Origin of the sequence: Gemmiger sp. An50 (assembly GCF_002161595.1) — a bacterium.
In the GTDB taxonomy this organism is placed as follows: domain Bacteria; phylum Bacillota; class Clostridia; order Oscillospirales; family Ruminococcaceae; genus Allofournierella.
Genome location: NZ_NFID01000003.1, coordinates 15277 through 35410, shown reverse-complemented (window position 1 = coordinate 35410; position 20134 = coordinate 15277). Strand labels below are relative to the sequence as shown.

The 20134-nt window shown below is 63.7% G+C and carries 16 protein-coding genes; 12 read left to right on the top strand and 4 right to left on the bottom strand.

Features of this window, described 5'->3' with window-relative positions; genetic code table 11:
- The first annotated feature begins 93 nt into the window (after positions 1 to 93).
- A complete protein-coding gene (locus tag B5G03_RS03825; RefSeq protein WP_087180451.1) occupies positions 94 to 1317 on the top strand; it encodes a 6-phosphofructokinase in 1224 nt (407 codons plus the stop codon).
- A gap of 59 nt (positions 1318 to 1376) precedes the next feature.
- Here B5G03_RS03825 and B5G03_RS17975 read toward each other — a convergent pair whose 3' ends face one another.
- Both B5G03_RS17975 and B5G03_RS03815 read right to left on the bottom strand, forming a co-directional pair.
- A complete protein-coding gene (locus B5G03_RS17975; protein ID WP_087180450.1) occupies positions 1377 to 4568 on the bottom strand; it encodes an AAA family ATPase in 3192 nt (1063 codons plus the stop codon).
- Positions 4565 to 5698 (bottom strand): exonuclease SbcCD subunit D, encoded by a 1134-nt coding sequence (locus B5G03_RS03815; protein ID WP_087180449.1) that lies wholly within the window; start codon positions 5696 to 5698, stop codon positions 4565 to 4567. Before B5G03_RS03815 ends, B5G03_RS17975 begins: the two co-directional genes overlap by 4 nt.
- A 131-nt stretch (positions 5699 to 5829) precedes the next feature.
- Between B5G03_RS03815 and B5G03_RS03810 the strand changes: the two genes are divergently transcribed.
- From B5G03_RS03810 to B5G03_RS03760, 11 genes are all read left to right on the top strand, one after another.
- Positions 5830 to 6342 carry a GNAT family N-acetyltransferase gene (locus tag B5G03_RS03810; RefSeq protein WP_087180448.1) on the top strand — a complete coding sequence of 171 codons (513 nt, stop codon included), beginning with the start codon at positions 5830 to 5832 and terminating at the stop codon, positions 6340 to 6342.
- Between the two features lie 278 nt (positions 6343 to 6620).
- Entirely contained in the window at positions 6621 to 6947 is a 327-nt protein-coding gene (locus B5G03_RS03805; protein ID WP_087180447.1) for a hypothetical protein, read from the top strand.
- Between the two features lie 3 nt (positions 6948 to 6950).
- Complete coding sequence (locus B5G03_RS03800) at positions 6951 to 8012, top strand: V0D/AC39 family V-type ATPase subunit (RefSeq protein WP_087180446.1); 1062 nt, start codon at positions 6951 to 6953, stop codon at positions 8010 to 8012.
- Between the two features lie 16 nt (positions 8013 to 8028).
- A complete protein-coding gene (locus tag B5G03_RS03795; protein WP_087180445.1) occupies positions 8029 to 8994 on the top strand; it encodes a hypothetical protein in 966 nt (321 codons plus the stop codon).
- A 12-nt stretch (positions 8995 to 9006) separates the two neighbouring features.
- A complete protein-coding gene (locus B5G03_RS03790; protein WP_087180444.1) occupies positions 9007 to 10965 on the top strand; it encodes a V-type ATP synthase subunit I in 1959 nt (652 codons plus the stop codon).
- A gap of 42 nt (positions 10966 to 11007) precedes the next feature.
- Positions 11008 to 11466 carry an ATP synthase subunit C gene (locus B5G03_RS03785; RefSeq protein ID WP_164496667.1) on the top strand — a complete coding sequence of 153 codons (459 nt, stop codon included), beginning with the start codon at positions 11008 to 11010 and terminating at the stop codon, positions 11464 to 11466.
- A gap of 34 nt (positions 11467 to 11500) precedes the next feature.
- Complete coding sequence (locus B5G03_RS03780) at positions 11501 to 11809, top strand: V-type ATP synthase subunit F (protein WP_087180443.1); 309 nt, start codon at positions 11501 to 11503, stop codon at positions 11807 to 11809.
- A 37-nt stretch (positions 11810 to 11846) separates the two neighbouring features.
- On the top strand, positions 11847 to 12440 hold the full coding sequence (locus B5G03_RS03775) for a V-type ATP synthase subunit E (RefSeq protein ID WP_087180442.1): 594 nt from the start codon (positions 11847 to 11849) through the stop codon (positions 12438 to 12440).
- 11 nt (positions 12441 to 12451) lie between these two features.
- Positions 12452 to 14209: a V-type ATP synthase subunit A gene (locus tag B5G03_RS03770; protein ID WP_087180441.1), complete on the top strand. Its 1758-nt coding sequence runs from the start codon at positions 12452 to 12454 to the stop codon at positions 14207 to 14209.
- 28 nt (positions 14210 to 14237) lie between these two features.
- The gene (locus tag B5G03_RS03765; protein ID WP_058965870.1) at positions 14238 to 15662 is read left to right on the top strand and encodes a V-type ATP synthase subunit B; all 1425 of its coding nucleotides are present in this window, start codon (positions 14238 to 14240) and stop codon (positions 15660 to 15662) included.
- A gap of 33 nt (positions 15663 to 15695) precedes the next feature.
- Positions 15696 to 16304, top strand: coding sequence for a V-type ATP synthase subunit D (locus B5G03_RS03760; protein ID WP_087180440.1), 609 nt, complete (start codon positions 15696 to 15698; stop codon positions 16302 to 16304).
- A 212-nt stretch (positions 16305 to 16516) separates the two neighbouring features.
- Here the strand turns inward: B5G03_RS03760 and B5G03_RS03755 are convergent, their stop codons facing one another.
- Together B5G03_RS03755 and B5G03_RS03750 are read right to left on the bottom strand one after the other, a co-directional pair.
- Positions 16517 to 16732 carry a hypothetical protein gene (locus B5G03_RS03755; RefSeq protein WP_087180439.1) on the bottom strand — a complete coding sequence of 72 codons (216 nt, stop codon included), beginning with the start codon at positions 16730 to 16732 and terminating at the stop codon, positions 16517 to 16519.
- 361 nt (positions 16733 to 17093) lie between these two features.
- Complete coding sequence (locus tag B5G03_RS03750) at positions 17094 to 20057, bottom strand: phospholipid carrier-dependent glycosyltransferase (protein WP_087180438.1); 2964 nt, start codon at positions 20055 to 20057, stop codon at positions 17094 to 17096.
- Positions 20058 to 20134 lie beyond the last annotated feature (77 nt).

Genomic DNA, 20134 nt, shown 5'->3' with positions numbered 1-20134 from the left:
TGCAGCCCCTTTATAAATAAGATACAATAAAAGGCGTTGTGTCACAAGGGGTCGACGGCTGACCCGCTTTTTGAAGAAGGAAGTGTATTTTTGATGGGTATGAATTTTCTGGTGGGGCAGAGCGGCGGCCCCACTGCGGTGATCAATTCCAGTCTGGCGGGCGTGTACGAGACTGCCCGCGCCTGCGGCGCCGGGCGCATCTACGGCATGCATTACGGCATTGAGGGTCTTTTGAACGAGAAGCTGCTGGATCTGGACCAGCTGCTGGGCAAGGCGCTGAACATCGAGCTGCTCAAGCGCACCCCCTCCTCCTACCTGGGCAGCTGCCGGTACAAGCTGCCCACCCCCGAGCAGGACGAGGGCGTATACAAGACCCTGTTCGGCCTGTTTGAGCGTTATCAGATCGACGCGGTGCTTTACATCGGCGGCAACGACAGCATGGACACCATTGCCAAGCTGGCGGCCTACGGCAGTCGCATCGGCAGCCACATCCGGTTTGTGGGCGTGCCCAAGACCATCGACAACGACCTGATGCTTACCGACCACACTCCCGGCTTCGGCAGCGCGGCCAAGTACATCGCCACCGTGATGAAGGAGATCATCCGGGACTCCAACGTGTACGATCTGAAGAGCGTGACCGTGACCGAGATCATGGGCCGCCATGCAGGCTGGCTGGCCGCCTCCGCGAGCCTGGCCAAGGGCGACGACTGCGACGGCCCGGACCTGATCCTGCTGCCGGAGGTTCCCTTCAGTGAGGAGCTGTTCCTGAGCCGGGTAGAGGCCCTGCGCAAGGAAAAGAACAACATCGTCATCGCGGCCAGCGAGGGCGTGCGCCGCAAGGACGGCACCTTCCTGTGCGATCTGGCGGGCGGCGACGGCGCGGTGGACGCCTTCGGCCACAAGGTCACCCTGTCCGGCACCAGCCGGTATCTGGAAGGCCTGATCCGTCACCATCTGGGCTGCAAGACCCGCGCCATCGAGCTGTCCACTCTGCAGCGGTGCGCCAGCCACCTGACCAGCCGCATCGACGTGAACGAGGCCTACCAGGTGGGCGGCGTGGCAGTACAGGCGGCGATCCACGGCCAGACCGGCCGCATGAGCGCGCTGGTCCGCCGTCAGGATGCCCCCTATGTGGCGGACTGCGAGACCGTGGACGTGCAGGCCGTTGCCAACAAGGAAAAGGCCATCCCCGCCGGGTGGATCACTCCGGACGGCATGCAGGTGACCGCCTCCTTCGAGGCCTACGCCCGGCCCCTGATCCAGGGTGAGCAGATCCCCATCTATGTAAACGGCGTACCCCTGCATACCCGCCTGTAAGCGTTTTTATTCCGCAAAGCAAAGCACCCCCAGCCGGTTGGCTGAGGGTGCTTTTTGATTTACAGTTTACGCAAGGCCACGGTGCTGCCGCCGGGAGTCTTGGTGACCACCAGCTGGTTCTCGATACGGCTTTTCAGCTCCGGCACATGGCTGATGATGCCCACCATCCGCTGGCCCTGCACAAGGCTGTGCAGGGTGGTGACCGCCTGCTCCAGGCTCTCGGCATCCAGGGTACCGAAACCCTCGTCCACAAACAGTACGTCCAGCTCCACGCCGCCCGCGTAATTCTGAATCACGTCGGACAGACCCAGCGCCAGAGCCAGCGCCGCCTGGAAGGTCTCGCCGCCGGACAGGCTGCCCACACTGCGCACCTTGCCAGTGTAGTTGTCCAGCACGTCTAGGTCCAGGGTATCCTTGGTCTCGGCGGCGGTCATCTGATGGCATTCCAACTGATAGCGCCCGCCGGTCATGGCGAACAGCCTCTGGTTGGCGGCCTCCACCGCGTCGGCAAAATAGGCGGCCAGCACATACTGCTCGAACTGCTGCTTGCCCAGTCCGCCGGAAAGCTTGCCCCCGGCGGTGGCGTCCAGCCGCTCGATCAGCTGCTGGCGCTTCTGGGCCTGCTCCAGCTTTCCGGCCGCGGTGCGCACATCCGCCATGGTCTGCCGGTTGGCCTCCAGCCGCCCGGCAAGCCGGATGCGCTCCCCGTTCAGGGCTTTCCGCCGCTGCTCCTGCTCCTCCATGGCCTGCTCCAGCTCCTGAGGCTGGCAGGCCGGGGCGGGGGCGTTTTGCTGCTGGGCGCGCAGCTGCTTGTAAAGGGTCTGGGTCTCTTCGCAGGCCTTTTGCTCCTGCTCCAGCCGCTGGCGCAGTGCCTTGATCTCTTCTTCGGTGTGCAGCGCCTGCCGGAAGTCCTCCTCGCTCATGCCGCTGGCCGTCAGCGCTTTATCCCATTCCCGGGCCGCCTGGCGGGCTTCTCCGGCCGCTGTTTGGTCGTTGTTCCGCCGCTCGGTTTGCAGGGTGAGGGCAGCGGCCAGTGCCTTCTGGTATTCCTCCAAAGCCGTTCGGGTTTGCCCGATGCTCCGGTCCAGCTGAGATTGCCGGGCTTGCATGTCAGCCAGAGTTTGTTCTGCCTCAGCCCGGGTGGCCTGCGGCAGGGCCGCTTGCAGCTCCTCCGCCTGCCGCCGGGCCGCATCCTGCCGGGCCGCGGCCTGCGCCGCCTGGGCCTGCAGGTCGCTGCGGTTCTGGCGGGTCTGCTCCAGCTGCTTGCGGTCATCTGCCAGCTGGTTCACCGCCGCGCTGGCGGCCTCCACCTGTGCCTGACGCTGTACCTTTGCCGCTTCGGCCTGTTTCAGCAGCTGGTCCAGCCGCTCATCCCAATCCAGCAGCAGGCGGGAAAGGGTCTTTGCGTCCTCTTCCGGGGGCAGCTCCTGTTCCAGGCCGGCCAGCACCTGACGGGCCTGCCGGATGTACTGCTCCCGGGCGCTGCCCGCCTGGGCGGTGAGGGTGCTGCTTGCCTGCAAGGCGTTGTTGTAGTCGGTGCGAGCCGCTTCCATGGCGGCGGCCAGTGCGTCCAGTTCTTCTTTGTCCGGCGCGCCGGTCACGCCCCGGGCCGGGCTGGGATGGTGCACGCTGCCGCACACCGGGCAGGGCTGGCCGGGGGTCAGGTCCTTCGCCAGCAGCCCCGCCTGGTCCCGGCGGAACAGCTGGTCCGCGCTCATGTAGGCCTGCTGGGCCTTGTCCAGCCCGTCGCTCGCCTGCTCCAGCGCCCCGCGGGCGGCCTGCTCGCTCTTTTGCAGCTTCACCAGCTCCCGCATCCGGCTGCGGACTTCCGCCATGTTTTCCTTGGCTTCGCTCCAGCGGGTCAGCTCCTGTTCCACCGCCTGGGCGGCGGTGAGGGCGGCGGCCAGGCCATCTGCCAGCGCCTGGGTCCGTTCCAGGGCGGCGGTCTGCTGCTCTTCCAGCTTACGGGCCGCTTGCTCCGCGTTTTTCAGTCGGTCCAGCTCCCGGATGCAGGCCTGCTGCTCCGCCTTCGCCGCGTCCAGCTTGTCATATTGTTTCAGGGCTTCCGTCTGGCGTTCCAGTGCCACCGCCAGCTGGGCGGCGGTTTGCTGGTCCTGCGCCAGCTGTTCCCGGGCCTGCTCCCACCGGGGGGCCTGGGCGTTCAGCCCTTCCAGCCGGGCATCCGCTTCGGCGTGCAGCCGGGCGGCCTGCTCCGCTGCCCGCCGGGCCTTTTCGCTGCTCTCCCACACCGGGGCCAACCGGGCAGCTGCCTCCCACCGGCCCAGCCGGGCAAGGTCCTCCGCCCGCCGGGGCGCTTCGCTCTGCTGCTGTGCCAGCTGCTGCTCCAGCCGGGCCAGCTGCTCCGCCCGCTGCCCGGCCTCCCGGGCGCTCTGCACCAGTGCGGCGCTTTGCTTGATGCTCTCGTCCAGCGCACCGATCTTCTCCTCCAGTGCGGCCAGATTCTCCCGGTCCGCCTGGCAGAGCTCCTCCGCCAGCTCCAACACCCGGCCGCTGCGCCAGACGCAGCCCGAATCCGCCAGCAGTTCTGCCAGCTCTCGGGCCGAAGGCAGGGCCTCGGCCTCCTCCCCCTCGGGCAGGCGCAGACCCGCCAGGTACTGGCGCAGAGAATCCACCTGCTTTTCCGTATCTGCACGGCTGGCCGACGCCAGTTCTTTCAGCCGCTGCTGCAGCTGCTGGCAGCGCTCGGTGGCGAATACCTGCCGCAGAATGGCACTGCGGTCCCGGCCGGATTTGTTCAGCAGCTCGGCGAACTGGTTCTGGGCGATCATGGCGATCTGGCGGAACTGGTCCACCTGGATGCCCAGCAGCCCCTCCACCGCCGCGTCCACGCTCTCCTTGCCCTCGGCCACCGGGACGGGGTTCTCCCCCTCCAGCCGCTCCAGCAGGGCGGTGGCGGGCACCTCGGTGGTACCCTCGCCCCGCTTTTTGCGGCGGGTCTGGGCGGGGCGGCGAGTAATGCGCCACCGTTCGCCCCGATGCAGGAACACCAGCTGAGCGCTGGTTTCCAGGGTATCGTCCGCATAGTCGCTGCGAATCATCTTCTCGCTGCGCACCCGGCCGGTGAGCTTGCCGAAGAGCGCATAGCACACCCCGTCGAACAGGGTGGTCTTGCCCGCGCCGGTATCGCCAGTGATCAGAAACAAACCGCCCGCGCCCGCGGCCTCAAAATCCACGGTCTGGCTGCCCGCATAGGCGCCGAAGGCGGTCAGGGTCAGGGTCAAGGGTCTCATGCTTCCACCTCCCGGCAAATGGGCTCCAGCACCGCCCGCTCCTCCTCACTGAGGGGCTGGCCGTGCACCGTCCTGTAAAAATCCGCGAACTGGTCCAAAAGACCTGCCCGCTGCAGCTGCCGCGCCCGCAGCTGGGCCTCGCTGCGCCCGGTGGGAATCTGGGGTGCAAGCTCCAGCTTGACCAGATTCGGGTAAACACTGCGCATCCGGGCGGCGGCGTTGGGCGGGATCTGCCGGTCGGTGAGCACCGCATGGACAAAATCCGCGCAGCCCGGCTCGGCGCTGTCGATCAGCTCCTCCAGCGGGCCCTGCACCCGGCGCAGCGGCCGCAGCGGTGCAAAGGGCAGCGGCTGCCAGCGCACACCCCCCTTTTCGCCCAGCTCCACCAGCACCGCCGCCTTGCGGTGGCGCACCTCGCTCACCGAATAGGCCAGCGGCGAGCCGCAGTAGCGGATGTGCTCCGCGCCCACCTGCTGGGGGCCGTGGATGTGCCCCAGGGCCACATAGTCAAAGCCCTCGAACACCGCCGCGTCCACGTTGTCCAGCGTGCCCAGGTTCAGCGTTTCGGAATCGCAGGTTTCGGGGCTCCTGCCCCCGCTGGTCACGAACTGGTGGGCCATGATCAGATTGCGGGCGGAAAAATCCGGCCCGGCGGCCCGGATCAGGGCGGCCACCGCGTCGGTGTAGCTCTCGATGGTCTCCTCCGGCAGAGCGGCCCGCACCTGGCTGGGCCGGATAAAGGGCAGCGCCCACAGATGCACCGGGCCGAATGCATCCTCCAGCACGTAGTGCTCCAGCCCTCCGGAAAACACCGCCGCCAGATGCACCCCGCCTGCGGCCAGCAGCTGGCTGCCGAAGCCCAGCCGGTCGGCGCTGTCGTGGTTGCCGCTGATCAGATACACCGGAATCTTCGCCCGGCACAGCCCGGTGAGGAATTCATCCAGCAGCGCCACCGCGCCCACGGTGGGCACGCTGCGGTCGTACACGTCGCCCGCCACCAACACACCGTCTACCTGGTGTTCCTTTGCCATGGCAAGGCACTGGTTCAGGATGTGCCGCTGGTCCTCGTAAAGATCCACCTCGCAGAGCCTGCGCCCCAGATGCAGATCGGATAAATGCAGAAATTTCATGCTTTGTTGCCTTTCTTTGGTACCGCGTTTCGGGTCTTTCCTTTGATTATACCAAAGCCTTCGCCCACTTGAAAGCCCCGCCGCCCTGTGCTACCATAGGGGCAAACCCAAACGGAAAGGCGGGAGCAAAGATGGAACTGCGCTTGGAAGAACCCCGGCCCGAGCACCGGCCGCTGGTGGAAACCTACCGGCGGGAATTTTTGAACAGCGGCGACTCCATCGACGGCTCGGCCGGTCTTGCCTGGTGCAGCGGCTTTGACGAGTGGATGGACCTCGTAGCCGACAATTCCCATGACGAAACCGCCCGCCCCGGCTGTGTGGCCACCAGTGTGTTCCTGGCCTTTGACGGGGAGCAGCTGGTTGGCATGGTGGACATCCGCCACCGGCTGAACGACTATCTGCGCCGCTACTGCGGCCACATCGGCTACAGCGTGCGCCCGGCTCTGCGCCGCCGGGGCTACGCCACCGCCATGCTCACCCTCGCCCTGGGGGAATGCCGCCGTCTGGGGCTTACCCGAGTGATGCTCACCTGCGAAAAGAAGAACGTCGCCTCCGCCCGCACCATGCTGCACTGCGGGGCGGTGCTGCAGGACGAGCTGCTCATGGGGAGCATGACCATCCAGCGGTACTGGATCAAACTGTAACCAATGGCATTTTTCATAACCGCGACCACGCCGCCGCCTTCTTCCCACTCGGGTAAGGCGGCGGCGCATATTTTCGCCTTTTTCACCGCATATCAAATCATTATTTCTCAAAAATATAGAATATTTTTTAGTTAATTTGTTCAAATGCCCATTGCCGCACCCTGAGAAAAGCGTTATAATAGTATCAAAATTTCATCGCAAACGCGGCCCTTTGGGCCACGGGCCGGGCTGGTTTTTGGTCCGGCCCGCGCCCTTGCTGCGGGAAAGGAGCTCTTAGCATGAATGCCACCAACGAACTGCTGCGGGCAATTTTAAAGATGGACGAGGAGGAACGGCTGCGCACTCAGGCCACCGAGGAATACCGGCGCGGTGCGCAGACCCGCCTGACCGAGGCAGCCCGCAGCCAGGAGGCCGAGATCATGGCCGCCATGCGCACCCGGGTGGACGCCTTTTCCGCCAAGGAGCAAGCCCGGGCCGACGAACGCCTGGCCAAGCTGGAAGCAGGCAAGCAACAGGCCCTCAGCCGGATGGAGCAGTTCCGGGCGGACAAACGGGAGGAATGGGTGAAGACCATCACCGACCGGGTGCTGGGGCGGGAGGCGTAAGCCATGGGCAACACGCAGGCCTCCAACTCCATTCTGGCCAAAAGCCGCGCGCTTTACGGCCGCCGCCTCACCGGGCAGGATTACCAGCAGCTGATGAACTGCCGGGACCTGCCGGAGGTGATCACCTATTTAAAAAGCCGCACCGCCTATGCCCGCGCGCTGGAGGGCGCGGACCCCACCCGGGTACGCCGGGCGGAGCTGGAGGTCCGGCTGCGGCAGAATCTGTTCGATCAGTACGCGGCTTTGTGCCGGTACGAGATGAACATCGGCCACGATTTTTACCGCTACTTTATTTTAAAGGCGGAGGTTCGGGCGCTTTCCAACCGTCTGCAGGAGCTGGCCGCCCCCGGCAGCGAGACGCTGCGGCTGTATCAGATGCCGGAATTCATCCGCCGTCACTCGAAACTGGATGCCGCCGCGCTGGCCGCCGCCCGGGATCTTGCCAGCCTGACCGCCGTGGTGGAGGGCACCGTCTACCATCCCATTCTTATGAGCTTCTGCGAAAAGGCGGGCTTTGTGCTGGATAAGGACGGCGTTTTGCAGGTGCAGGCCGCACTGGACCAGCTGATCTACAACACCATGGAGGAGCTGGTGGCCAAAAAGCTGCACGGCGCCGCCAAAAAGGACATGGACTACCTGCTGCGCCGCAAGAGTGACCTGGCCGCCATCGTCTACATGTACCGGCTCAAGCAGATGACCGGCGCCGACCGGGCGTATCTTTTGCCCCGGCTGGCGGTGGGCTACAGCAACATGAGCCAGAAACAGCTGCTTTACCTGATGGACGCGGCGGACTGCGAGGACTTTGTGCACCGGCTGGCCCGTACCCCTTATGCCCGGGAGTTTTTCGGCTCCTCCTTCACCCGCGTGGAGGACGCGGTGCAGCGGCTGGATTACCGCTGGCATCTGAAAAAGCTGCGCTTTTCCACCGACCCCAGCGTGGTGCTGTTCTGCTACATCTTTTTGGCGGAAAACGAGCTGACCAACCTGACCCACATCATCGAGGGCGTCCGCTATCACCTGCCGCCGGAAAAGATCGCCCCCCTGCTGGTGGGCGTGGGCGACTGAAGGGAGGTGCCGAGCGATGCTGTTTGAACCGAAAATGCAGCTGGTCTGGGTGAACGGGCCCATCGGCCGGCTGACGGATTTTCTCGAGCGCTGCTGCCTGGACCAGGGCACGGTGCATCCCGCCCGGGCGCTGGACAACATGAACGCAGCGGCGGGCTACGCCGAGCCGGAAACAGACGGTGAATGGGCCGCTCTGGTGGCCCGGCTGGAGACGGATGCCGGAGACGATTCCCTGCCCCTGACCCACCCCTGTGAAGAATTTTCGCCCCGGCAGCGTCAATTGCTGGAGGAGCTGGAGCACCAGCTGGCCGAGAGCGACGCGGATTTAAAGCTGTTGAACGACCAGCTCACCCTCTGCCGTACCGGCAGTGAGCAATTCAACCAGTTTTCCGGGCTGGAGGTGCCGGTGGATCAGCTGGAGCAATGCCGCTTCGTGCAGGTGCGCTTCGGCTGCATGTCCCAGCGGGGTCTGGAGATGCTGCAGCGGGATTATTCCAAAGACTGCCTGCTGTTTTTGCCCTGCGGTCAGAACGAACAGGGCTGCTGGGGCGTCTGTCTGACCCCCATGGTGGAGGCCGCCCGCATGGACGGCGTGCTGGCCGAGCTGCGGTTCGAGCCGGTGCACCTGCCGGGCGCGGCGGGCACGCCCGCTCAGATCGTGGAAAATCTTGGCCGGAACATCCGGCTGCTGGAGGCTGAAAAAGCCGCCGCTCTGGACCACCGGACCGCTTTGTGGCAGCAGGCAAAGCCCTGGGCCGCTCCCCTTTACGCCCTGGCCTGCCGGAAGGCCCGGATCGAGGAGCTGCGCCGGTGCGCCGCGGTGCGCGGCGAGCGATTCTTTTACTGCGTATGGCTGCGCCAGCCGGATCTGGAGGCCTTTGAAGCCGCCTGCCGAGGTCTGGGCCAGCTGAATCTGCTGCCGGACCGGGTGCTGGCCCGCCGGGCCTGGGAGCAGGAAACAGGAAGAAGCGAACGAAAGTGAGATGAGAACACCTTGGCCATTGAAAAAATGAAGCTGGTTCGGGTGGACGGGCTGCTGCCTCAGCTGGACGAGCTGATCGCAGCCTGCTGCCTGAACGGCGATTTTCACCCGGAGCCCGCGGTGCAGCACATGTCCGGCTCGCTGGGCTACGTGACCCTGAGCGAGGACAACCCCTACACCCCGGACGTGCAGCAGATGGAGGAGCTGTTCCGGCTGGCCGGGCAGACTGAGCTGCCCGCCGTCACCGGCAAGCCCCGCCACATCCGGGGCGAGGAGCTGGAACTGGTGCATCAGGTGGCCCGGCAGCTGCAGGACCTGGCCGCCGAGCGGGACGCACTGGTGGAGAAGAAAAACCAGCTGGCCCAGCAGCGGGACCAGTTCGCCCACTTCTCCGGGCTGGATGTGCCGCTGGAAAGCATTCTGGGCTGCGAGTATATCAAGATCCGATTCGGTTTTCTGCCCAAGGCCAGCTACGCCCGCATGACGGTGGCCTATGCCGAGAACCCTCATGTGCTTTTCGTCACCTGCGGCGAGGAGGCCGCCGGGTACTGGGGGTTGTATTTCACCCCCCGGGAGACCGCCGACGAGATCGACGGCATCTTCTCCACCCTGTTCTTTGAGCGGCTGCATCTGCCCGCCGCCACCGGCACTCCGGCCCAGATCGTGAGCCAGCTGAACGCCCAGATGGCCGAGCTGGACAAAAAGCTGGAGGACGTGGCCCGGCGCACCGCCGATTACTGGGCCGAAGAGGAAAAGCCTCTGGCGGACATTTACCGCCAGCTGAAATGGCACCAGAGCGTATTCGATATGCGCCACTACGCCGCCTGCCGCGACAACTACTTCTTCTTCGTGGGCTGGGTGCCCGCCGACAAGGCCCCGGAATTCGAGAAGAAGGCAAAGGCCATCCCCCACATGCGGGTCACGGTGAGCGACCCGGGCGAGGTGGAGGAATCCACGCCGCCCACCCTCTTGAAGAACCCCTGGTTCGTGCGGCCCTTCGAGATGTTCGTGGACATGTACGGCCTGCCCAGCTACGGCGAGATGGACATCACCGCCTTTGTGGCCATCACCTTCACGGTGCTGTTCGGCATCATGTTCGGCGACCTGGGCCAGGGTGCAGTGCTTGCTGTCGGCGGCTTTGTCCTTTGGAAGTGGAAAAAAATCGGTCTGGCCCGGCTGGTGGTACCCTGCGGTATCTCCAGCATGGTGTTCGGCTTTTTGTTCGGCTCGGTCTTCGGCTTTGAGGAAGCGCTGAACCCGGTGTATGAGGCCCTCGGCTGGAGCGGCAAGCCCATCAGCTGGTGGCCCGGCGCCCCCCACACGGTACTGGATGCCGCCGCCATCAACCCCATTCTGATCTGCGCCATCTTCATCGGCGTGGCCATGGTCTTCCTGGCCATGCTGCTGCACGTGTACGCAGCGGTGCGCAAAAAGCTGTGGGGCGAAGCCATCTTCTCCAACAACGGCCTGGTGGGCATGCTGGTGTACGCCGCCGGTGTTTCGCTGGTGAGCGGCTTTATGAAGGGCCCCGTGTTCCTTCCCAGCGGCGCTGCTCTGGCGATTCTGGCGGTCGGTCTGGTGGTGCTTTTCTTCAAAGAAGTGCTCATCGGCCTGGTGGATCATCATCCCCACTGGAAGCCGGAAAGCTGGGCCGACTACTGCATGCAGAACATCTTTGAACTGCTGGAATACGTGCTGAGCTATTTCAGCAACACGGTATCCTTCCTGCGCGTGGGCGCCTTCGTCTTCGTGCACGCGGCCATGATGATGGCCATCTTCAGCCTGGCGGGCGACCCGCCCAACATGATCGTGGTGGTGCTGGGCAATGCCCTCATCATCGCACTGGAGGGCCTGCTCTCCGGCATTCAGGGCCTGCGCCTTGAATTTTACGAAATGTTCAGCCGCTGCTACGAGGGCGGCGGCCACCCCTTCCGGGGCGTGGACCTGACCAAGAAGGCGCAGCAGGGCTGACCGTCCGCCGCCTTTGAGATAGTTATTTGGAGGTAATGATCTATGAATCCCGTAATCACCGCTCTGCTCGTTCTGCTGCCCCTGGCCCTGATCATGGGCTGCGCCGCCTATCTGGCCAAGCGCTCCGCCGCCGGTATGCCCGTCAAGCGCACCCTGGCCCTCAACCTGAGCTGTTTTCTGGTCGTTCTGCTGATCGCCGGCTGCTTTGCCTTCGCGGTCAGCGCTGAGGACGCTGCCGCCACCACCGCCGTGATGACCGCTGCCGAGAAGGCCGCCAGCAACGAGAGCATGGGCCTTGGCCTGCTGGCTGCCGCGCTGGTCACCGGTCTTGCCGGCATCGGCGGCGGCCTGGCCGTTGCCGCGGGTGCTCCCGCCGCCATTGCTGCCGCCAGCGAGGACCCCAAGAGCTTCGGTAAGAGCCTGATCTTCGTTGCTCTGGGCGAGTCCATCGCCCTGTACGGCGTGGTTATCTCCATCCTGATCCTGAACAAGCTGGTCTGACCCGGCGGCTTCAAAAGCGAAGGGAGGGCAGACCATGCGGTTTTACCTGATCAGCGACAATACCGATACCCAGACCGGCATGCGGCTGGCGGGCATCGAGGGCGTGGTGGCCCACCAGGCCGACGAGGTGACCGCCGCCCTGGACTACGCCCTGGCTCAGCCGGACGTGGGCATGATCCTGGTAACGGAAAAGATTGCCGACGATTTCGAGGCCATCGTGAACGAAGCCAAACAGGCCCCGGACGCCCCGCTGATTCTTGCCATTCCGGACCGGCACGGCTCGGCCCTGGGCAAGGATCGCATCACCCGCTACGTGCGGGAGGCCATCGGCGTTAAAATTTGACCCGAGGGCCGAAAACCAACCAAAAGAGGTGTAAGCCATGATCGATGAAAACGAGCGGGCCGCGCAGTTTCTGCAGGCCATCCAGCGGGACGCCGAGCACCGGCGCAGCGAGATCGTGAAGGCCATTGACGCCGAGACCGCCGCCGAGCTGGAAAAGCAGCGGACCGAAGCGGAGAAAAAGGCCGCCCGTATGGAGGAATACGAAACCCAGCGCGCCACCGAAAACGCCAACCGGCTGCTTTCGCAGAGCGTGTTGGACGCCGGGGCGGAGCTTGCCCGCCGTCGGGGCCAGATCGCGGACGAGGTGTTCACCGCCTGCGAGAAGGAGATTTCGAATTTTGTGAACAGCCCGGATTACGGGCCGTTTTTAAAGCAGAACGCCGCCGGGCTGCTGACACTGCTGCGGTGCGATACCGCCCAGTTCTTCGCCCGGCCCCAGGACCTGGAGCTGGCCCGGCAGAACCTGCCCGCCGGCTGCACCGTGGAGGCGGACAATACCATCCGCCTGGGCGGGCTGCGCGCCCGCGCGGGCAGCACCGAGGCGGACGACACGCTGGACATGCGCATGGAGAACCAGAAGGACTGGTTTTTGCGCTCCTGCGGTATGTCCATCGCGCTGGAACAGTTGTGAGGTGAAGGGAATTGGCAGAAAATCGCATCTATAGCATCAACGGCCCGGTTGTGACCGTGCGGGGCAAAACCGGGTTTTCCATGATGGAGATGGTGTATGTGGGCGAGGCCCGGCTGGTGGGCGAGGTGATCCGCCTGAGCGAGGACGCCGCCACCATCCAGGTATACGAGGAGACCGGCGGCCTTGCCCCCGGCGAGCCGGTATATTCCACCGGCGGCGCGCTGGCCGTGACCCTTGGCCCCGGCATCCTGCGCAACATCTACGACGGCATCCAGCGCCCGCTGCCCGCTCTGGAGGAGCTGAGCGGGGCCTTCATCGGCCGCGGCTGCTCCGCCCCCGCACTGGACGAGACCACCCGCTGGGACGTGACGGTGCTGGCAAAGCCCGGCGACCGGCTCACCCCCGGCCAGATCTACGCCACCTGCCCGGAGACCCCCGCCATTGAGCACCGGTGCATGGTGCCGCCCAATGTGTCCGGCACCGTGACCTGGGTGGCCGAAAACGGCAGTTACACCGTGAACGACACGGTGGTAAAGCTCACCGATGATCGGGGCAACGAGCGGGTGCTGACCCTGTGCCAGAAATGGCCCATCCGAATCCCCCGCCCTGTCTCCCGCCGGATGCCCGCCCAGCGGCCGCTGATTACCGGCATGCGGGTGGTGGACACCATGTTCCCCATCGCCAAGGGCGGCGCGGCGGCCATTCCCGGCGGCTTCGGCACCGGCAAGACCATGACCCAGCACCAGCTGGCCAAATGGTGCGACGCGGACATCATCATCTACGTGGGCTGCGGCGAACGCGGCAACGAGATGACCCAGGCGCTGACCGAATTCAGCGAGCTGATCGACCCCAAGACCGGCCGCCCGCTGACCGACCGCACCGTACTGATCGCCAACACCTCCAACATGCCGGTGGCCGCCCGTGAGGCGTCCATCTACACCGGCATCACGCTGGCGGAATACTACCGCGACATGGGCTACCATGCCGCCATGATGGCAGACTCCACCTCCCGCTGGGCCGAGGCCCTGCGCGAGATCAGCGGCCGCCTGGAGGAAATGCCCGCCGACGAGGGCTACCCCGCCTACCTGCCCAGCCGTCTGGCCCAGTTCTACGAGCGCGCGGGCTATGCCCAGGCGCTGTGCGGCCAGGAGGGCTCTGTAACGGTAATCGGCGCGGTCAGCCCCCAGGGCTCCGACTTCTCGGAGCCGGTGACCCAGAACACCAAGCGGTTCACCCGCTGCTTCTGGGCGCTGGACAAAGCCCTGGCCTATGCCCGTCATTACCCGGCCATCAACTGGAACACCAGCTACAGCGAGTATCTGGGCGATCTGTCCCCCTGGTACTACGACAATGTGGGCCCGGACTTCATGCAGTGCCGCGAGCGCATTGCCGGTCTGCTTTTGCAGGAGACCAGCCTGATGGAGATCGTGAAGCTGATCGGTTCCGACGTTCTGCCGGACGATCAGAAGCTGATCATCGAGATCGCCCGCGTCATCCGCGTGGGCTTCCTGCAGCAGAACTTCTTCCACGACCAGGACACCTATGTGAGCCTGGAAAAGCAGCTGAAAATGATGCGGGTGATCCTGCATCTGTACGAAAAGAGCCAGGTGCTGGTGGCAAAGCAGGTGCCCATGAGCCGGGTGCTGCGCACCGGCCTGTTCGACAAGCTGGTCAAGATGAAGTACGACATCCCCAACGACCACCTGGAGCTTTTCGACGATTATACCGCCGAGATCGATCAGAAGATCGGCGAACTCATGCGCCCGTGACCGGCGCCGGAAAGGAGAGATTTGTACCATGCTCTTAGAGTATGTTGGCCTCAGCCAGATCAACGGCTCGCTGGTGATTCTGGATGGGGTGAAAAACGCCAGCTACGACGAGATGGTGGTGCTGCGCCTTGACGACGGCAGCCAGCGCATCGGCCGCATCGTGATGATCGAGGGCGAAAAATGCGTGATTCAAGTGTTCGAGGGAACCACCGGGTTCTCGCTGAGCAACACCCGCACCACCCTGACCGGCCATCCCATGCAGGTGGACCTGAGCCCGGAGCTTTTAGGCCGCACGCTGGACGGTCTGGGCCGCCCCATCGACGGTCTGGGCGCCATCTACCCGGAATGCCGCCGGGACGTGAACGGCGCGCCCATCAACCCGGTGAGCCGGGTCTATCCCCGCAACTACATCTGCACCGGCATTTCCGCCATTGATGCGCTGACCACCCTGATCCGCGGCCAGAAGCTGCCCATCTTTTCCGGGTCCGGTATGCGCCACAACGAGCTGGCGGTGCAGATCGTAAAGCAGGCAAACGTATCCGACGGCGAGGATTTCGCCATCGTATTCGCGGCCATGGGCGTGAAGAACGACGTGGCGGATTATTTCAAGAGCTCCTTCGAGGCCGCCAATGTGATGGACCGGGTGGTCATGCTGCTGAATCTGGCGGGCGACCCCATCGTGGAACGCATCATCACCCCCAAGGCGGCGCTGACCATCGCGGAGTATCTGGCCTTTGACCTGGGCAAGAACATCCTGGTCATCCTCACCGACATGACCAGCTACTGTGAGGCGCTGCGGGAGTTCTCCTCCTCCAAGGGCGAGATTCCCGGCCGTAAGGGCTACCCCGGCTACCTGTATTCCGACTTGGCCAGCCTGTATGAACGGGCGGGCATCGTGAAGGGCAAGAAGGGTTCCGTGACCCAGATCCCCATTCTGACCATGCCCAACGACGATATCACCCACCCCATTCCGGACCTGACCGGATACATCACCGAGGGCCAGATCGTGCTGGACCGCAATCTGGACGCCACCGGCGTGTATCCGCCCATCAGCGTGCTGCCCAGCCTGTCCCGTCTGATGAAGGACGGCATCGGCAAGGGCTACACCCGCGAAGACCACAACCCGCTTGCCAACCAGCTGTTCGCCACCTATGCCCGGGTGCAGGACGCAAAAGCGCTGGCCAGCGTCATCGGCGAGGAGGAGCTTTCGCCCAGCGATAAGCGGGTGATGGAGTTCGGCCGCGCCTTTGAAGAGAAGTTCGTGGGTCAGGGCAACACCAGCCGGACCATTGAAGAAACGCTGGATCTTGGCTGGGAGCTGCTGAGCATGCTGCCCAAGGAGGAGCTGGACCGTGTGGACCAGGTATTGCTGGACCACTACTACAAGCCCAAAACCGACCCGAAGCAGCGGGAGCTGGGGCTGCGCCGGGCCTTCCACGACGATGCCGAGTAACCGGGCAAATATACCGAGAAAGGAGGCCGCGTTTTGGCACAGCAGATATTCCCCACAAAAAGTAATCTGATGGCACAGCAGAAGAGCCTTGCGCTGGCCAGCCAGGGCTACGAACTGATGGACCGCAAGCGCAACATTCTGGTGCGCGAGATGATGCAGCTCATCGACCGGGCCGCCTCCATTCAGGACCAGATCGCCGCGGCCTATGCGGAGGCATACGCTGCCCTGCAGCTGGCCAATGTGACTCTGGGCGTGGTATCGGGTTTTGCACACACGGTACCGGTGGAAAACGGTCTTTCACTGGACTGGCGCAGCGTGATGGGCGTGGAGCTGCCTATGGTGAAGCTGGAGGAGACCGCGCCCCAGAGCCTGTATTACGGCCTGGGCGGGACCAACAGCCAGCTGGACGAGGCATACCGCAAGTTCTGCCAGGTGAAGCGGCTCACGGTGGAGCTGGCCGAGGTGGAGAGCAGCGTATACCGCTTGGCACAGGCCATTCAGAAGACCCAGAAGCGGGCCAACGCCCTGAGCAACATCATGATCCCGCAGTTCAATTCCAACATCAAGTACATCACTGAAGTGCTGGAAGAAAAAGAACGGGAAGATTTCTCCCGCCTCAAAGTAATCAAATCTTCTTTTTGACGGTTTTTTAGCGGACTCGACCATTGACAGAGTGCGGTACCCGATATATGACGAGTAAGCTTCAGCGAAATACTCCAGCCGCCTTTTGGCGGACTCGACCGGTTCATCGCCGAGTCTCAGGGATGTTAGCATAAGATTGCGTTATTCCCTGCCGGAATCTCAATCCAGTTCGTTGAATCAAAAGTAAAAATTACTTTGAGTGTTCAAAAAACTCACGCAATTGCACCTCGCCTTTTCGGGCGGGGTGCTTCTTTGTGCGTGTATATCTTCTTGGATATCTTATTGGGTATCTTATATTGCTCTTCCGGTTTCGTCACTTTCAAGTGCTGCATCCGGCGCATGGAAGGATCGAAACTGACGTTTCCATCTTTCAAATCTGTAACATGGAAGTGACGCAGCGGGCACAGGGGGTTCGGCATGGAACGCATGGGTGTTTTCCTCCTTTGGTTCTGGTGAAATTTCCGGAAACAAACGGGCAGAAAAAAACCGGCGGCGCATGGCAAACGCAAGCCATACGCCGTCGGTTTTCTATTTGTTCCAGTTTATATGATAGCACAGGAGGAACCGGGCTTTCCAGGGTCAAAACAGAGTTTTATCCGGGCTTTTCGACGAAAATACGAAACAATCACAAAGCAAACATCCCGCCGCAATTCCCCTGCCGGTTGGGTCCGTAAACGTCCCGTACCCCGCTAACGGTCGAGTCCGCTAAAAATGGGTGCTGGCGTATCTTGCTGAGAAAAATCCGGTGCGCACCAGTTTGCGTACCGCACTCAGTTACCGGTCGAGTCGTTAAAAAAACCAGGAGGGGAGCCAGCGGGCGGAGGCGATCCAGGTTTCGGATACCGGGATACCGGTCACCGCCGGGTAGAACCAGAGGAACACCACTGCCGCCGCAACCAGGATTCCCAGCGCCAGTCGCCGCGCAAGCTGCGGCCGGTCATGTTCCAGCTTGGACAGCATCAGAATCAGCGCCGCCACTGCAAACCACAGGCTGGGGAAATAATGGTATAGGAAGGTGCACCGAGTCACCAGTACCCAGGGCAGCAGCTGCGCCAGATACAGCACCAGCACGCTCCCTTGTGCCCGGCAGGCCCGCCCGCTGATCTGCCGCCATACCAGCGCGCACAGCCCTGCCAGCGCCGCCCACCATACGATGGGATTGCCCATGCCCGCAATGGTCCCCCGCATCCCCGCAGGCAGCCCGCTGGCGGAATAATACCATACAGGACGTAATAACAAAGGCCAGGTATACCAGTTGGATTCGTAAGGATGGGTGCTCTTGAGCTGGCTGTGGTAGTTGAACATGGTTAACTGGCACTGCCACCACTCGCCCAGGCTGAACCCGCCTTCCCGCCACCAGTAGGGCAGGTAGGCCGCAATGTAGATGATCAGCGGAATCAGCACAAAGAACAGCACACCGCCCACCAGGGCCACGGCCAGCTCCCGGCCGAAGTTCGGCTTCTTCTGCCGCCAGCGTGCCCAAAGCACACCGAAATACAGCACTGCCAGCCCGGCCCCGGCGTAGATGCCGGTCCACTTGCTGGCCGCACCCAGGCCAAAGGCAACACCCGCCAGAGCCATGGGCAGGATGCTCTTGTCCACGCCCCTGGTCAGCACGCTCTGACAGTACCAGAGCATGAAATAGGCCCCCAGCAGGATGAAGAAGGTTCCGTAGATGTCAATGGTGGCAATCCGGCTCTGGGCATAGCGCATCAGGTCCAGCCCGGCCAGAAGGGCCGCAAAGCCCGCCCACCGGGGCGACCGGGTGAGCCGCCGCACAAAGAGATACAGCACCGGCACCAGAGCGATGCCGAACAGCGCCCCCGCCACGCGCCAGCCGAAGCCGGTCATGCCGAACACTGCAATACCCAGCATGATGAACACCTTGCCCAGCGGCGGGTGGGTGGTCTCGTACACAGGCATGCCGTGCAGATGCTCGTAGGCGGTGCGGCCGTGGTAGATCTCGTCGAAATACATGCTGTTTTTGTAGCTGATGGTGTCCGGCACCTGGGCCTGCTCATCGAACAGTGCCCCGCTCTCACCGGTCACGGCCAGGCACTCGCCTGCATCGTTCTTGAAGGCCAGCTCCATCACGCTGGCATCGGTGAGGGTAATGGTGTAGGTCTCGTTCGCGGTGACCGGCAGGGACAGCCAGTGGAACACGTTGCCGTAGTCCAGCGTCTGGTTCACCAGCTCGGTGCCCCGGCTGTCGGTCACGGTGAGCTGGCCGTTCCAGTTGATCTCCGGATGAATCCACAGGCTGGAGGCCTCCCCCTCCACCTGAACGGTATAGCTCTTGGTCCCCTGCACCACCTCCGGGTTCTGGGGCGCGGTGAAGTCGCCCAGGTTGGTCAGGCTCACCACACCCACCAGAAGGATGCCCGCCAGCAGCCAGAGCAGCTCCGGCCGTGTCCAGCGGGGCTGGGGCGCGGGCGCGGTGAGGGCAGGCTCCGGGGAGGGCTGCAGCGCACAGATCTTCCCGCCCCGGCACAGCCGCAGGCAGGCCAGCCAGACCATCACGGTGCCCACCAGGTTGGCCAGACTCACCACTGCAATCATCACCCGGGCGGTGTCGCTGGTGAGGAACTGGTCCTCGGTGCCGTTGGAGGCCAGAACCAGCGCCAGATTCAGCAGGGTGGACATGCTCAGCACCGCCGTGCCTGCCAGCAGCTTGCGGTCTGCCCAGCGGGCCACTGCCGCCAGCAGCAGCGCCAGCGCCGGAATCAGGTACCGCTCGTGCATCCGGTGGCTCAAACAGAAGATGGCCGCACCGTAAAAGCCCGCCAGCAGCATGGGGCAGAACCGGCCGCTGCGCACACTCACCCAGGCCAGATACAGCATCGCCGCAGTGGCAACCAGGATGCCCACAGTGCCCAGCATCTGCCAGGTGATGGGCGTGCCGAATATGCCATCGGTCTGCATGGTCCAGTTGCCGCCCAGCAGGGTAATCAGGTTAAAGCCGTTCACGCTGGCATAGGGATAGCTGGACACGGTGCCGGTGTACTTTTCCACCAGCCAGTCCATGGGCTGATCGCCCCAGAAGGGCAGCGCGAAGGCCAGCACCACCGCCACGGACAGAACCGCTCCCAGTGCCGCGCGGCCCACTACCCTGCCCCGCTCGGCCGCCGGACCGGTGAACAGGGGCAGCGCAAAGCAGACGGCCAGCACCGGCCCGAACAGCAAAGCCTGGGGCTTCAACGCCAGCGCCAGACCGTAAAGCAATGCAGAAGGCAGATATTTTTTTTGACTCAGCAGCCAGAACACCCCCACCAGACAGAGGGCGGGTACGCTGTCCACCTGCTTCCAGACGGCGGTGTCGTACAAAAAGGCCGGGCAGAAGGCGACGAGCGCCGCGATCAGCATGGCCCGCTTTTCGTTCAGATGGGTGCGGGCAATGTGCCATACCAGAGCGGTGAGACCCACATCGCACAGGATGGGCACGCTGCTCAGCAGCAGCACAAAGCCCTTTCCGCTCACATTCATCCCCAGCAGCTTGCCCAGGCTGCCCAGCACCCAGAGCACCAGCATATAGCCGGGGGGATAATCTGCAAAGTAATCCGGGGAATAGAACTGCCCCGGCCCCAGGTCTGCCAGGCGCTGAGCCCAGGCGGTGAAGCAGGCCACGTCGGTGGAATAGCCCTCGGTGACCAGGGTCAGCCCGATGCGCAGCACAGCGGCACAGACCAGCAGCACCAGCAGGCCGGCTGGCAGCCGCCGGGCGTTCCGGCGGGCATATGGTTTGGCGTTTGCCATGATCTCTCTCCTTTACACACGCACGGCGCACCGCGCGGGGATGGTCTATTCAAATCGTAGACGCTCTTATGTTCAGT

What these genes read in the sequence shown, in the direction of transcription:
- B5G03_RS03825 (WP_087180451.1), top strand. Translation starts at nt 94, where the DNA reads ATGGGTATGAATTTTCTGGTGGGGCAGAGCGGCGGCCCCACTGCGGTG.
- B5G03_RS17975 (WP_087180450.1), bottom strand. Translation starts at nt 4,568, where the DNA reads ATGAGACCCTTGACCCTGACCCTGACCGCCTTCGGCGCCTATGCGGGC.
- B5G03_RS03815 (WP_087180449.1), bottom strand. Translation starts at nt 5,698, where the DNA reads ATGAAATTTCTGCATTTATCCGATCTGCATCTGGGGCGCAGGCTCTGC.
- B5G03_RS03810 (WP_087180448.1), top strand. Translation starts at nt 5,830, where the DNA reads ATGGAACTGCGCTTGGAAGAACCCCGGCCCGAGCACCGGCCGCTGGTG.
- B5G03_RS03805 (WP_087180447.1), top strand. Translation starts at nt 6,621, where the DNA reads ATGAATGCCACCAACGAACTGCTGCGGGCAATTTTAAAGATGGACGAG.
- B5G03_RS03800 (WP_087180446.1), top strand. Translation starts at nt 6,951, where the DNA reads ATGGGCAACACGCAGGCCTCCAACTCCATTCTGGCCAAAAGCCGCGCG.
- B5G03_RS03795 (WP_087180445.1), top strand. Translation starts at nt 8,029, where the DNA reads ATGCTGTTTGAACCGAAAATGCAGCTGGTCTGGGTGAACGGGCCCATC.
- B5G03_RS03785 (WP_164496667.1), top strand. Translation starts at nt 11,008, where the DNA reads ATGAATCCCGTAATCACCGCTCTGCTCGTTCTGCTGCCCCTGGCCCTG.
- B5G03_RS03780 (WP_087180443.1), top strand. Translation starts at nt 11,501, where the DNA reads ATGCGGTTTTACCTGATCAGCGACAATACCGATACCCAGACCGGCATG.
- B5G03_RS03775 (WP_087180442.1), top strand. Translation starts at nt 11,847, where the DNA reads ATGATCGATGAAAACGAGCGGGCCGCGCAGTTTCTGCAGGCCATCCAG.
- B5G03_RS03765 (WP_058965870.1), top strand. Translation starts at nt 14,238, where the DNA reads ATGCTCTTAGAGTATGTTGGCCTCAGCCAGATCAACGGCTCGCTGGTG.
- B5G03_RS03755 (WP_087180439.1), bottom strand. Translation starts at nt 16,732, where the DNA reads ATGCGTTCCATGCCGAACCCCCTGTGCCCGCTGCGTCACTTCCATGTT.
- B5G03_RS03750 (WP_087180438.1), bottom strand. Translation starts at nt 20,057, where the DNA reads ATGGCAAACGCCAAACCATATGCCCGCCGGAACGCCCGGCGGCTGCCA.